The sequence below is a fragment of the Paraburkholderia dinghuensis genome (genome assembly GCF_003837865.1).
GTDB classification, from domain to species: Bacteria; Pseudomonadota; Gammaproteobacteria; order Burkholderiales; family Burkholderiaceae; genus Paraburkholderia; species Paraburkholderia dinghuensis.
Genome location: NZ_RQIS01000025.1, coordinates 52,155 through 64,479 on the forward strand (window position 1 = coordinate 52,155; position 12,325 = coordinate 64,479).

General features: G+C 64.0%; 11 protein-coding genes and 2 pseudogenes. 1 reads left to right on the plus strand and 12 read right to left on the minus strand.

Annotated features, from left to right (window positions below):
- From D1Y85_RS27765 to D1Y85_RS24685, 11 genes and pseudogenes are all read right to left on the minus strand, one after another.
- Window positions 1–315 (minus strand): annotated as a pseudogene (locus tag D1Y85_RS27765) (hypothetical protein); the annotation flags it as partial.
- 165 nt (window positions 316–480) lie between these two features.
- Window positions 481–612: pseudogene (locus D1Y85_RS28160) on the minus strand (ESPR domain-containing protein); the annotation flags it as partial.
- 1,134 nt (window positions 613–1,746) lie between these two features.
- Complete coding sequence (locus D1Y85_RS24645; protein WP_124153695.1) at window positions 1,747–2,163, minus strand: CopD family protein; 417 nt, start codon at window positions 2,161–2,163, stop codon at window positions 1,747–1,749.
- A 117-nt stretch (window positions 2,164–2,280) separates the two neighbouring features.
- Window positions 2,281–3,552: a glutamate-5-semialdehyde dehydrogenase gene (locus tag D1Y85_RS24650; protein ID WP_124153696.1), complete on the minus strand. Its 1,272-nt coding sequence runs from the start codon at window positions 3,550–3,552 to the stop codon at window positions 2,281–2,283.
- 197 nt (window positions 3,553–3,749) lie between these two features.
- The gene (holA, locus tag D1Y85_RS24655) at window positions 3,750–4,925 is read right to left on the minus strand and encodes a DNA polymerase III subunit delta (RefSeq protein ID WP_124153697.1); all 1,176 of its coding nucleotides are present in this window, start codon (window positions 4,923–4,925) and stop codon (window positions 3,750–3,752) included.
- A 38-nt stretch (window positions 4,926–4,963) separates the two neighbouring features.
- Window positions 4,964–5,515 (minus strand): LPS-assembly lipoprotein LptE, encoded by a 552-nt coding sequence (locus D1Y85_RS24660; protein ID WP_124153698.1) that lies wholly within the window; start codon window positions 5,513–5,515, stop codon window positions 4,964–4,966.
- 82 nt (window positions 5,516–5,597) lie between these two features.
- Window positions 5,598–8,192, minus strand: a complete 2,595-nt coding sequence (gene leuS, locus D1Y85_RS24665; RefSeq protein ID WP_124153699.1) for a leucine--tRNA ligase — start codon at window positions 8,190–8,192, stop codon at window positions 5,598–5,600.
- Window positions 8,193–8,450: 258 nt separating this feature from the next.
- The gene (locus tag D1Y85_RS24670; protein WP_124153700.1) at window positions 8,451–8,885 is read right to left on the minus strand and encodes an ExbD/TolR family protein; all 435 of its coding nucleotides are present in this window, start codon (window positions 8,883–8,885) and stop codon (window positions 8,451–8,453) included.
- Window positions 8,886–8,913: 28 nt separating this feature from the next.
- On the minus strand, window positions 8,914–9,624 hold the full coding sequence (locus D1Y85_RS24675) for a MotA/TolQ/ExbB proton channel family protein (protein ID WP_124153701.1): 711 nt from the start codon (window positions 9,622–9,624) through the stop codon (window positions 8,914–8,916).
- Between the two features lie 89 nt (window positions 9,625–9,713).
- On the minus strand, window positions 9,714–10,511 hold the full coding sequence (gene dapB, locus D1Y85_RS24680; protein ID WP_124153702.1) for a 4-hydroxy-tetrahydrodipicolinate reductase: 798 nt from the start codon (window positions 10,509–10,511) through the stop codon (window positions 9,714–9,716).
- Window positions 10,512–10,652: 141 nt separating this feature from the next.
- Window positions 10,653–11,552, minus strand: a complete 900-nt coding sequence (locus D1Y85_RS24685) for an outer membrane protein assembly factor BamE (protein WP_124153703.1) — start codon at window positions 11,550–11,552, stop codon at window positions 10,653–10,655.
- 155 nt (window positions 11,553–11,707) lie between these two features.
- Here D1Y85_RS24685 and fur point away from each other — a divergent pair, with 155 nt between their 5' ends.
- Entirely contained in the window at window positions 11,708–12,136 is a 429-nt protein-coding gene (gene fur / locus D1Y85_RS24690; RefSeq protein ID WP_124153704.1) for a ferric iron uptake transcriptional regulator, read from the plus strand.
- Window positions 12,137–12,138: 2 nt separating this feature from the next.
- On the opposite strand, the gene D1Y85_RS27350 is transcribed toward fur, so the two are convergent.
- On the minus strand, window positions 12,139–12,325 hold a 187-nt coding region (locus tag D1Y85_RS27350; protein ID WP_221410338.1), incomplete at its 5' end, for a hypothetical protein.

Consider the following 12,325-nt stretch of genomic DNA (forward strand, 5'->3'; position numbering starts at 1 on the left):
GCCGGCCGCCATATTCACGATGCGGCGCGTGTTCGCCTGGTTCTGGATCGTGGCGATGAGGTTGCCCTTGTTGTCCCTCGCTTGATAGGAAACCGTGCCGTCAGTACCCACGGACACCGTGTTTGCCTGGTTCGCGACCGATCCCGCACCCAGTGCCACAGAATCGTCCGTTTGGGCGTACGCCTGTACGCCCAGCGCTACCCCAGCCGTGCCGGTTGTATACGCCTGCGAGCCGATCGCAATCGCTCCGGCCGAGGCCGCCTGTGCCGGATCGGAGACCCCCGTCGAGCCCGCGCCGTCGTTTAAGCCGTTCACCCTTTGGTATACGTTGGCATTGTCGAAACTCCATGTCCGGCCGGTGGCATCTACACCAGACCCGCTCGACGCCGTCGTCGATGTGTCGCAACCTGTCAACAAAGCATTGGCTGGGTCGCACGTCGGACCAGCGTGCGCAGCACTCGCGGCAAACGAACCCGCCCCAAGTATCACAGCCGCATTCAGGACATTCGCTGCCCGCGACGACGACCGTTTTCCCCTTACCGTCGCATTCTCCTGCACCGCGACCCATGCACCTGTAACCTCGTTCCAGACTGACCTATATGCCTTGTTCATCTTTTGCCCTGATTAAAGACCGAATACCAACCAGATGACGCCCGCGTGGGGACACGCAGTCGCAAAGCGGCCGGGCCCGGAAAGCGGGTCCGGCCGCTACTTCGTTTAAAGGAGCATTCACGGGCTTCTTACGCTCAGCGACTTAAATCAACCACAACGCGGATAAACAACGCTGACAGAATCAGATGAAGCACCGACGCATTGCCGTAAATCGACCCTCTATGCACACGCGACTTTATGTATCTGCAATTCGCGCGAACATAAGAGAACTCCGAAACGATTGCGCGCTATCAGTCGGGAGTGGAGGCAAGGCACACGAGCGTCGTGCGAGGTCAAAGCATTTCAGGAAATCACGATGTTGGCGCCATACGACGTGGCTCGGCGTAGTTTGGATAGGTGGCTGCCTGCGCAAGCCAAAAATTAGTTTTTCTAAATTTCAACAACAAATACTTAACCTGATAATTTCCTTAAAATTAAATCGACACCTCATTTGCTCCCAGAATCTCGAACCGCATAGACCAATTTTTAAAGTAAATAACCCATAATTTCAGTCGAACCGTTTTTTCAAAAATCAGACCATCTTTTACGAATCCCAATCGCGGTGACCCACACAGCATCCGCCCATCGCCAACGGCGCTGCATCGCCCGGCAATTTGGCACAACATCCCTCTAACTGAGCGCCATCGTGACGGTTATGATCCCAATCCCCGCGGGAAAACAATTACGTGCCTCCAAGCCTGCACGCAGCCTGAAATTTGTATGTAATGCGAAATAAAAATCATGATCCCCATTTATCGACTCAACCGTGGCGGCGTATTCGCGACAACGGCGCTCACCGGCATGCCAACAGCCGGCGACAGTCCGAATATCCAGTAGCTCGTGTTTCAGTGGATGCAGGCGGCTACCACCGACAACCGGTCATAAACCAACGACCCGTGCGTAGTATTCGCGGGTGACGTGACCATCGTAAGCGGGATGGACCGCTATACGCTCGCGTGCGGCCGCAAGCCGCTCAGGTTTCGGTTACGGATGACTGCGCGCAGCGCGCGGGAGGGATGGCGCTTGGTGTCGACACACAAGCACCGCAAGGCGACGGGCGGTATCTGAGCCGCCCGCGTGGAAGGGAAATGCAGGTCAGAAGGGCTTGATCACGGCAAGCGCCACGGCCGCCAGCATGCCGAGCACCGGCAGTTCATTGAAGAATCGATACCACTTGTCGGAACGGCGATTCTCGCCGCGCTCGAACGTCCTCAGGAGGCGTCCGCAGTACGCGTGATAAACGATGAGCAGTACGACCACGGCGACCTTCGCGTGAATCCATCCCTGCCCTTGCCCGATGCCCACCACGAGCCATAGCCACAGTCCGCATAGCAGCGCGGGCACAGCGATCAATGTCATGAAACGGTACAGCTTGCGCGCCATGAAAAGAAGGCGCTTCACTGCGGCGGGCTCGGTTTCCATCGCCAGATTCACGAAGATGCGCGGCAGGTAGAACAGGCCTGCGAACCAGGATGCGATCAGTACGATGTGAAACGTCTTTACCCAGAGCATCGGTGTGCCTTCTTGTTTGACGAGAGCCCGACAGTGAAACGCGCAAGCGGCATCAGTGCGCTCAAGCGGTCGTGAGAGAGAGGAAGCATCGCACGCCGGAGCATGCGACGCTGATGATTATTGCCGCCCTTCGCCGTGGCCGAGCACCACATACTTGAGCGACGTCAAACCGTCGAGCCCGACCGGCCCGCGCGCATGCAGCTTGTCGTTCGAAATGCCGATCTCTGCGCCCAGGCCGAATTCGAAGCCGTCCGCGAATCGCGTCGAGGCGTTCACCATCACGCTCGCCGAATCCACTTCGCGCAAGAAGCGCATCGCACGGTCGTGGTCTTCGGTAACGATCGCATCGGTGTGCGCCGAGCCGTATGTGTTGATGTGCTCGATGGCGTCGTCGAGGTGGTCCACCACCTTGATCGCCAGCACGGGGGCGAGGTATTCGGTGCGCCAGTCTTCTTCGATGGCGTCCACGAGCGGGCCGACATCCGCATCGGCGAGAATCGCGCGTGCAGTCGGATCGACGCGCAATTCGACATCCTTGGCGCGATAGAGACGGCCGAGCGGCGGCAGCACCTCGTGCGCGATGCCGCGCGCGACGAGCAGCGTCTCCATCGTGTTGCAGGTGCCGTAGCGGTGCGTCTTCGCGTTATCGCAGACGGTGAGTGCCTTCGCGATATCGGCGCGGTCGTCCACGTAGACATGGCAGATGCCGTCGAGATGCTTGATCATCGGCACACGCGCCTCGGCCATCAGGCGCTCGATCAGGCTCTTGCCGCCGCGCGGCACGATCACGTCGACGTATTCGGTCATCGTGATGAGCTTGCCCACCGCCGCGCGGTCGGCGGTCTCAACCACCTGCACCGCGTCCTGCGGCAGCCCTGCAGCCGCGAGCCCTTCGCCGATCAACTTCGCAAGCGCCGTGTTGCACTCGAGCGCCTCTGAACCGCCGCGCAGGATTGTCGCGTTACCCGACTTCAGGCACAGCGCCGCGGCGTCGATCGTCACGTTCGGCCGCGATTCGTAGATGATGCCGATCACGCCGAGCGGCACGCGCATCTGCCCCACCTGAATGCCGCTCGGGCGGTACTTGAGGTTGCTGATCTCACCGATCGGATCGGCCAGTGCCGCGACCTGGCGCAGACCTTCGACCATCGTCCGAAGCGCCTTGTCCGAAAGCGTCAGGCGGTCGATGAATGCGGCGTCGTGACCCTTCTCCTTTGCGCGCGCGAGATCGCGTGCGTTCGCGTCCTTCAGTTGCTGCGTCTCGCGCTCGATGGCTGTGGCCACCGCTTCGAGCGCGGCGTTCTTCGCGGCGGTCGACGCCCGGGCCATCGCGCGCGAGGCCTGTCGGGCGCGGCGGCCGAGGTCGGTCATGTACTGGTCGATATCCATGATGTTTGTCGTGATGCGGCGCGTCGTGCGTGCGCAGCCGTATTCAGGAAAAGTTGATTGTAAGGCCAGCGCGTAGGGTCTGCCTGGCCTGCCCGGCGGGCGCGGCAGCGTCGCGAAGCGCGGGCCGCGCGGCGAAAAAGCCCCGTCGGATGGCTGGAAGCAGGCGCCGGTCGGTTGGCCGGGCGAGCCGTGGCGGCTCAGCCTGGCCGGCGCACCGGCCCTGCGGACGGCGGTCGGCCGCCCGGCAAGGCGCGGCCCGCTGGACCCGTCGCGCCGCGCACGGCCCCAGCAGCAGACGGCTGCGCTGAGGCGAGCGCATCGCGTGGCGAAGCAACAGTCATCGCGAGTTCGAAGAGCCCGTCCCACGCGTCCGGCGGCAGCGCGTTTCGCCACTCGCCGCGCGCCTGCGCCGCAAGTCCCTTCACCTGACGGTCCAGCCGCGCCGCCAGCACGAGCGCGCGCTCCAGCGCCGGCTCGGTGAGGCGCGACAGCGCCGGGCCGATCAGCCGCTCGCGCGGCCCCCAGACACGGTTCTCGCGCAACAACATCGCGAGCGGCTTACCCGCTGCGATGCCGCGCTTGACGCGCAGCAGCGTACGGATCTCCTCGACGACCGCCCAAAGCACCAGCACGGAAGCCTCACCTTCGCCGCGCAAACCGTCGAGCATGCGCGCGAGCCGGCCCGCGTCGCCGGTCAGCATCGCTTCGTTGAGCTTGAAGACGTCGTAGCGCGCCACGTTGAGAACGGCGTCGTGAATCTGCTCGAAGCTCAGCACGCCCTGGGGATAGAGCAGGCCGAGCTTCTGGATCTCCTGATGTGCCGCGAGAAGGTTGCCCTCGACACGCTCCGCGACAAATTGCAGCGCGCGCCGCCCGTCCTCGCCGGGCGCTACGCGCTGGCCCTGTTGTCCGAGACGCTGGCCGATCCAGTTCGGCAATTGCGCGCGTTCGACGGGATCGACCTTCAGCGCGACCCCGCTGTCGGCCAGCGCCGTGAACCACGCCGATTTCTGTGTCGCTGCGTCCAGACGCGGCAGCGTGACAAGCATGAGCACGTCCGGATTTGCCGATCCAGCGAGCGTCTTCAGCGCGTCCGCGCCTTCCTTGCCTGGCTTGCCCGAGGGAATGCGCAACTCGACCAGTTGGCGATCGCCGAAAAGCGACATCGACTGGCTTGCTCCGAGCAGCGAACTCCAGTCGAAACCGCGTTCGACGGTGAACACCGACCGGTCGGTGTAGCCCGCCGCGCGCGCGGCCGCGCGAATGCGGTCGCACGCCTCCTGGGCCAGCAGGTGCTCGTCGCCATAGACGACGTAGAGCCCGGCGAGCCCTTTCGTGAGGTGCGGTTCGAGTGCGTCGAGTCGCAGTTGCATGGATAGCGCTTACGTCTGATCGGGACGGAGAGAATGCATCAGAGCGGCGGCGGCGGAAGCGGCGCACCAGGCGCCACGCCCGGCACGACCTGCTCCGGCGTCGGGTGCAGCGTTCTCAGGACACCCAGCCGGCGCATGAGCTGGTCGACGGCGTCCTTCTGCATGTCCGCGAACAGCAGGTCGGATTCCGTCACCTTCGCCGTGGAGAACTGGTCGCTATATGTCATCGCGCGGTTCAATGCGATCGCGCTCGGCCGGATGAGCACTGAGCCGTCGGGCGCCGTCAACGTGTAGTTGAGCGTCAGGTTGACCTGATACTCCTGGACCACGCCCAGCTGGTTGAGCGTGAGCGTACTGAAGTTGCGCCCTTCGGTAATGTGCAGGACCGCGTCGGCGTTGGACACCGACTGGACCACCACCGAATCGCTCCCCCCTTCGACGAGGCGCGTGATGCGCGCCGTGACCGGCGGCGTCGCGCCGACGATGGCGAGGCGCTTGAACGCAAAGTCCTGCTGCCCGCGCAGCTGGAATCCGCACGCCGAGAGCATCAGCGCGCTGCCTGCCAGTAACAGAAACGATCTGCGAATCACATGAGCTCCCGGGTTCGCGACAGGTTCGGGGCGTGGGCGGCACGCGACACGTGCCACCCTCTACGCATCGGATGAGGCTGAATCAGACCACCACGTTCACGAGACGGCCCGGCACGACGATGACCTTCTTCGGCGCACGACCTTCCGCAAACTTCACGAACGCTTCATGCGCCAGGGCCGCAGCTTCGATCACATCCTTGCCCGCGTCCTTCGCGACCGTCACCGCACCGCGCACCTTGCCGTTCACCTGCAGCACGAGTTCGATCTCAGCCTGCTCCAACGCCTTTTCATCGACCTTCGGCCAGGGCGCGTCGAGCAGCGTGCCGAATTCGTCGGCGTAACCGAGTTCTTGCCACAGACGATACGTGAGGTGCGGTACGACCGGATACAGCACGCGCAGCAGCACGCCGAACGTTTCGCGCTGCACGCCCGCGCCGGCGCCCTTGGCGCTTTCGATCGCGTTGAGCATCTTCATCGCGGCCGAGACGACCGTGTTGTACTGCAAACGCTGGTAGTCGAAATCGGCCTGCTTGAGCACACCGTAGACTTCGCGGCGCAACGTCTTTTCGACGTCCGTCAACGCGGCGGCGTCGAACGACTCGCGTGCCTTGATCGCTTGCGCGTTCGCAAAACCGAACGACCACACGCGACGCAGGTAGCGGCTCGCGCCTTCCACGCCCGCGCCCGACCATTCGAGCTGCTGCTCGGGGGGTGCCGCGAACATCGTAAAGAGACGCGCGGTGTCCGCTCCGTACAGGTCGATCAGCACCTGCGGATCGACACCATTGTTCTTCGACTTCGACATTTTCTCGACACCGCCCAGCACCACGGGCTGGCCATCAGCGTTGAGCGTCGCGCCGATCGGACGGCCCTTGTCGTCGTGCGTGACGGTGACGTCGGCCGGGTTGTACCAGGTCTTCTTGCCCGATGCATCCTCGCGGTAGAACGTCTCGTTGAGCACCATGCCCTGCGTGAGCAGGTTCTTCGCGGGTTCACCGAACTTCACGAGGCCGAGATCGCGCGAAACCTTCGCCCAGAAGCGCGAGTACAAGAGGTGAAGAATGGCGTGCTCGATGCCGCCGATGTACTGGTCCATCGGCATCCAGTAGTCGGTGCGCTCGTCGACCATGGTCGCAGCATCCGGCGCGGCGTAGCGGTAGAAGTACCACGATGAATCGACGAACGTGTCCATCGTGTCGGTTTCGCGCTTCGCATCGGCGCCGCACTTCGGGCACTTGCAGTTCAGGAATGCTTCGGACTTCGCGAGCGGGTTGCCCGTGCCGTCCGGCACGAGGTCTTCCGGCAGCACCACGGGGAGGTCCTGCTCGGGCACCGGCACGTCGCCGCAGCTCGGGCAATGGATGATCGGGATCGGCGTGCCCCAGTAGCGCTGGCGCGAGATGCCCCAGTCGCGCAGACGCCACGTGACCTGCTTGTCGCCGAAGCCGTGCGCGTTGAGGTCTGCCGCGACGGCATCGACTGCCGCCGCGTAGCTCAGGCCGTCGAACTTGCCGCTGTTGATGCAGACCGCGCGTTCCTTGTCACCGTACCACTCCTGCCAGCAGTCGAGCGAGTAGGTCTCGCCTTCCACTGCGATCACTTGCTGGATCGGCAGGTCATACTTCTTCGCAAACGCGAAATCGCGTTCGTCGTGGCCCGGCACGCCCATCACCGCGCCTTCGCCATACGACATCAGCACATAGTTGCCGATCCACACCGGCACCTCTTCGCGCGTGATCGGGTGCGTGACGGTGAAGCCCGTTGCGACGCCCTTCTTTTCCATCGTCGCGACATCGGCTTCTGCGACGCTGCCGCTCTTGCATTCGTCGATGAACGCCAGCAGGTCCGGCTTGCCTTGCGCGAGACGCGTGGCGAGCGGGTGCTCGGCCGCGACCGCGCAGAAGGTCACGCCCATGATCGTGTCGGCGCGCGTGGTGAACACGCGCAGCAGCTTCTTCTCGCCGTCGAGTTCATACGGGAAGCCGAAGTTCACGCCGAAGCTCTTGCCGATCCAGTTCTGCTGCATGATCTTCACGCGCTCGGGCCAACCGAGGCCGTCGAGATCGTTCAGCAGTTCATCGGCGTACTGCGTGATGCGCAGGTAGTACATCGGGATTTCGCGCTTTTCCACGAGCGCGCCCGAGCGCCAGCCGCGGCCGTCGATCACCTGCTCGTTGGCGAGCACGGTCTGATCGACGGGGTCCCAGTTCACCGTGCCGGTCTTCTTGTACGCGATGCCCTTCTCGAGCATCTTCAGGAACAGCCACTGGTTCCACTTGTAGTAGTCGGGCTTGCAGGTGGCGATTTCACGCGACCAGTCGATGGCGAGACCCATCGACTGCATCTGGCCCTTCATGTACGCGATGTTGTCGTAGGTCCACTTCGCGGGCGGCACGCCGTTGGCCATCGCGGCGTTTTCGGCGGGCATACCGAACGCGTCCCAGCCCATCGGCATCAACGTGTTGTAGCCGTTCATCCGCAGATAGCGGTACATCACGTCGTTGATCGTGTAGTTCCGCACGTGACCCATGTGCAGCTTGCCCGACGGATACGGCAGCATCGAGACGCAATAGAACTTGGGTTTGTCGGCCTTTTCGGCCGTCCGGTAAGCGTCGCTGTCGCGCCATTCGCCTTGGGCGGCGGATTCGACGTCGGAGGGAACGTATTTTTCGAGCATGGTGTGGATGGGGGACGCAGATTCTGGCTGATTCGGTGCCGGATGCACCGAAGCCGGCGGTTCGTGGAACCGGCTGGTAGCGGCGGCTTTTCTGGGCCCTTTTTACAGGGAAACGTTGATTATACCGTCGAGCTGCCCGCGTTTTCCGCCTTATGGGATTCGCGCCTGCGAAGAGGACACCCCGACGCCCCAGGGACTGCTGCAAAGCGCGCCAGGACCACTATCCGATGCAAGAAGCGCGCAGCACCGGCGACGCGCTCACTGCTTGCCGTCGGGCGGCGGCTCGGTCACGAAGCCGATGCGCGCAATCCCCGCCTGCTGCGCCGCGCCCATGACCTGCGCGATCACCTCGTAGCGCGTGTCGCGTGCGGCCCGCAATTGCAGATCGGGCTGGGCGTCCTCGGCCGCCTTGCCGGCGGCAGTGAAGCGTGCGCGCATCTCGTCGAGGGAGATCGGCTGGCCATTCCAGTAGACCTTGCCGGCGGCATCGATGGACAGCGCGACGGTCTGCGGCGTCTGCCGCGCAGGCGCGGCTGCGACCTGCGGCAGGTCGAGCCGGATCGCGTGCGTGAAGAGCGGCGCGGTGATGATGAAGATGACGAGCAGCACGAGCATGACGTCGATGAGCGGCGTCATGTTGATATCCGCCATCGGCGCCGAGTCGCGCTTCCGTTCGAGTCCGCCGAATGCCATCAGATGCTCCTTCTTCGCGCGAACGCTGTCAGTCGGGGTCCGATTCGAGCGCCGCCTGGCGCCGCGGCGCGGTGCCTGCGGGCGGGCAGACGTAGGCGTGCAGATCGTGCGCGAAGCCGTCGAGATCGTCACCGAGCTGGCGCGCGAGCCGCCCGAGCACGTTATAGGCGAGCACGGCCGGAATGGCGACGACGAGACCGAAGGCCGTCATGATGAGCGCCTCGCCCACGGGACCGGCGACGTTCTCGATCATGGCCTGCCCGCTCGCCGCGATGCTGCCGAGCGCGTGATAGATGCCCCACACGGTGCCGAGCAGACCGACGAAGGGCGCTGTACTGCCCACCGACGCGAGCAGCACGTGCCCGAATTCAAGCCGCCGCTGCGACGCCAGCAACGCGGTGCGTAGTGCCCGCAACACGCGCTCGCTGCGATCGACCCTGGCAAGCAGCACACCGGATGTGTCGGCCTCGGCGGCTGCGAGCGCCGCTTCGGCCAGCGGCAGAAAGATACGCTCCCGGTCGGCGCGCCGCATGAGCGCGACGCCTTCGGAAAGCGTGCGCGCCTGCCAGAACTGCGCGATCGCACGCGGCCCCTGACGTTTCGCACGCACGAGCAGCGAAGCCTTGACGATCAGAAAGCACCAGCTCGCGACCGACATCGCGAGCAAGACCCACGCCACCGCGTGCGTGACGGCGTCGCTCGTCTGCAGATAGTGAATGACTCCGGTACCCGTTGCCATCTGACCTCGCTATCCGGTAATCCGGTTATTCAGCCGATTTTCAACCGATTGTCCGACCCCGGCACCGGGTTCGGTTTGCGACGGTGCGCTCAGCGCAGGCCGAGCACGTCCTGCATATCGTACAGCCCGCGCGACTTGTCTTCGAGAAAGCGCGCCGCGCGCACGCTGCCCTGCGCATAAGACTGGCGACTCGACGACTTGTGCGTGATCTCGATGCGCTCGCCGATACCGGCAAACAGCACGGTATGGTCGCCGACAATGTCGCCGCCGCGAATCGCCGAAAACCCGATGGTCGACGGATCGCGCTCGCCGGTCACGCCATGGCGCCCGTAGACGGCGCAGTCGTCCAGACTGCGGCCGAGCGCATGCGCGACCGCCTCACCCATCGCGAGTGCCGTGCCCGAGGGCGCGTCGACCTTGTGGCGGTGGTGCGCCTCGATGACCTCGATGTCATAGCCGGTCGCGAAGAAACGCGCCGCGTACTCGAGCAGCTTGAGCGTGACATTGACGCCGACGCTCATATTCGCAGCGAACACGATGCCAACCTTTTCCGCGGCGGCGGCGAGCTGCGCCTTCTGCTGCGCGTCGAATCCGGTCGTGCCGATCACCATCTTGACGTTGTGGCGCAGCGCGGCCTCCAGATGCACGAGCGTCCCTTCGGGGCGAGTGAAGTCGATCAGGCAATCGCTCGCTTCGAACACGGCGTCGATGTCGTCCGTGATGCGCACGCCGGTGTCCTTGCCGAGGAACGCGCCGGCGTCCTGGCCGGCCGCCGCCGAGCCCTTTCGCTCCAGCGCACCCGACAGCGTCACATCGGGCGAATTCAGGATGGTTTCGATGAGCATCCGGCCCATGCGGCCCGACGCCCCGGCGATTGCGATTTTCATGAGTGCTCCGGCAACGTTGGCGCAGCGCCGGCAATGAAACCGGTGCTGCGAAAAAAAACACGGCGGCCCGAAGCCGCCGACAGTAGGCGAAGCGCAATCCAGCCCGCGCGCTTCACCTTGTATCACTAACGGACCGCCCGATCAGTCGCCCGTACCCGAGGCCGGTGCAGGAGGCGGTGCCGTGAGCGATCCGCTCGGTGCCGGCGGCTGCGTGTCCGTGTTACCGGTACCCTGCGCGCCCGTGGTCGGACCGACGGGGTTCGGCTCGTAGCCCTGGACCTGCGGCTGCGGCTTACGCTGGAGCTGAACCTGCGACGGCATCGTGCCGCCGTTCGGCGGCATCGCGGCCGACAGCGGCGCGTTCGCACGCACCGACGGCGTCACCTTGGCCGGCATCTGCACCGCGTCCGTGGCGCGGTTCGCAGCGGCAGCGGCTTGCGCGTTGGCGTCGAGCGGCAGCGCGGACGTGTCGGTACCAAGATCCGACGACGGCGTGCGCGCGGTATCGGGGACAGTCGGACCGACTGCAGCAGCGGCTTCCGAGGCCGCCGCCGCGGCAACGGCCGGGGTCGCCGGCTTGGCGGCACTCTTCTTGCCGGAGCGGTCGCCGTCGATTTCGGCGAGCAGTTCCAGGTTCGACGGCAGGTCGTCGCCGCCGGACCAGCTCGCGACACGGTCACCTTCGAACATCACGGTGAAGTCACGCTGCTGAACCACCGCGGTCGAGCCGCGCTTGAAATAGAAGATGTAATCCCAGCGGTTGTCGTGGAACATATCCGTCAGGAGCGGCGTGCCGAGCAACTGGCGCACCTCGGCGCGCGACATGCCCACATGCATCTGGGCCGCGGCCTCCTTCGACACGAAGTTGCCCTGGACGATCGTGATACGGTACGGCGTGATCTTCTGTGCGACGCGCTGCGTGAGGCTGTCATAAGTCGAGCAGCCGGAAAGCCCCGAAAGTGCTGCTGCGGCCAGCAGGGCGCATGCCAGGGCGCTCGAAAGACGGCCGCCCCGACCGATCGTTTTGGATTCTGGAATCATTTCCCTCACCGTGCGGGCTTGTCGCGAAGCCGCGCCTACTGTCGAATAACTGTGTCGATTAACTATTGAAACCGCTGAATTTCTGCCAAAGATGACCGGAACAGCAAACCGCATTACCATTAGAACCCAGCATTGTACTCCAGGGACTACTCGTCATGACCAATCCAGCCGATCTCAAGAATATCGGGCTCAAGGCAACCCTGCCTAGACTCAAGATCCTGGAAATTTTCCAACACAGCCCGGTGCGTCACCTCACCGCCGAAGACGTCTATCGCAATCTGCTGAACGAGGAACTCGACATCGGGCTTGCCACCGTCTACCGCGTGCTCACGCAGTTCGAGCAGGCCGGACTGCTCACGCGCAGCAACTTCGAATCGGGCAAGGCGGTCTTCGAACTGAACGAGGGCAGCCATCACGATCACCTCGTCTGCCTGGATTGCGGGCGCGTCGAGGAGTTCTTCGACCCCGAAATCGAAAAGCGCCAACAGGCGATCGCCGCCGAGCGCGGCTTCAAGCTGCAGGAACACGCGCTCGCACTCTACGGCGGGTGCACGAAGGAAAACTGCCCGCACCGCAAGCACTGACGTCAGCGCCCGGCGCGCCGTACCACCACGCAGACGCCACGGCCTGAAACGCCGTGGCGTTTTTCTGTGTGCCCGGTGCACCGCGCCTGAATCACCCGAAAAAAAGGTTCATCGACGATTACCGGGGAACGCGGCGCGGATTTTGAGGAAGAAGTACTCCTCGTCGCGGTACCCGTAAGCTCGACGCTT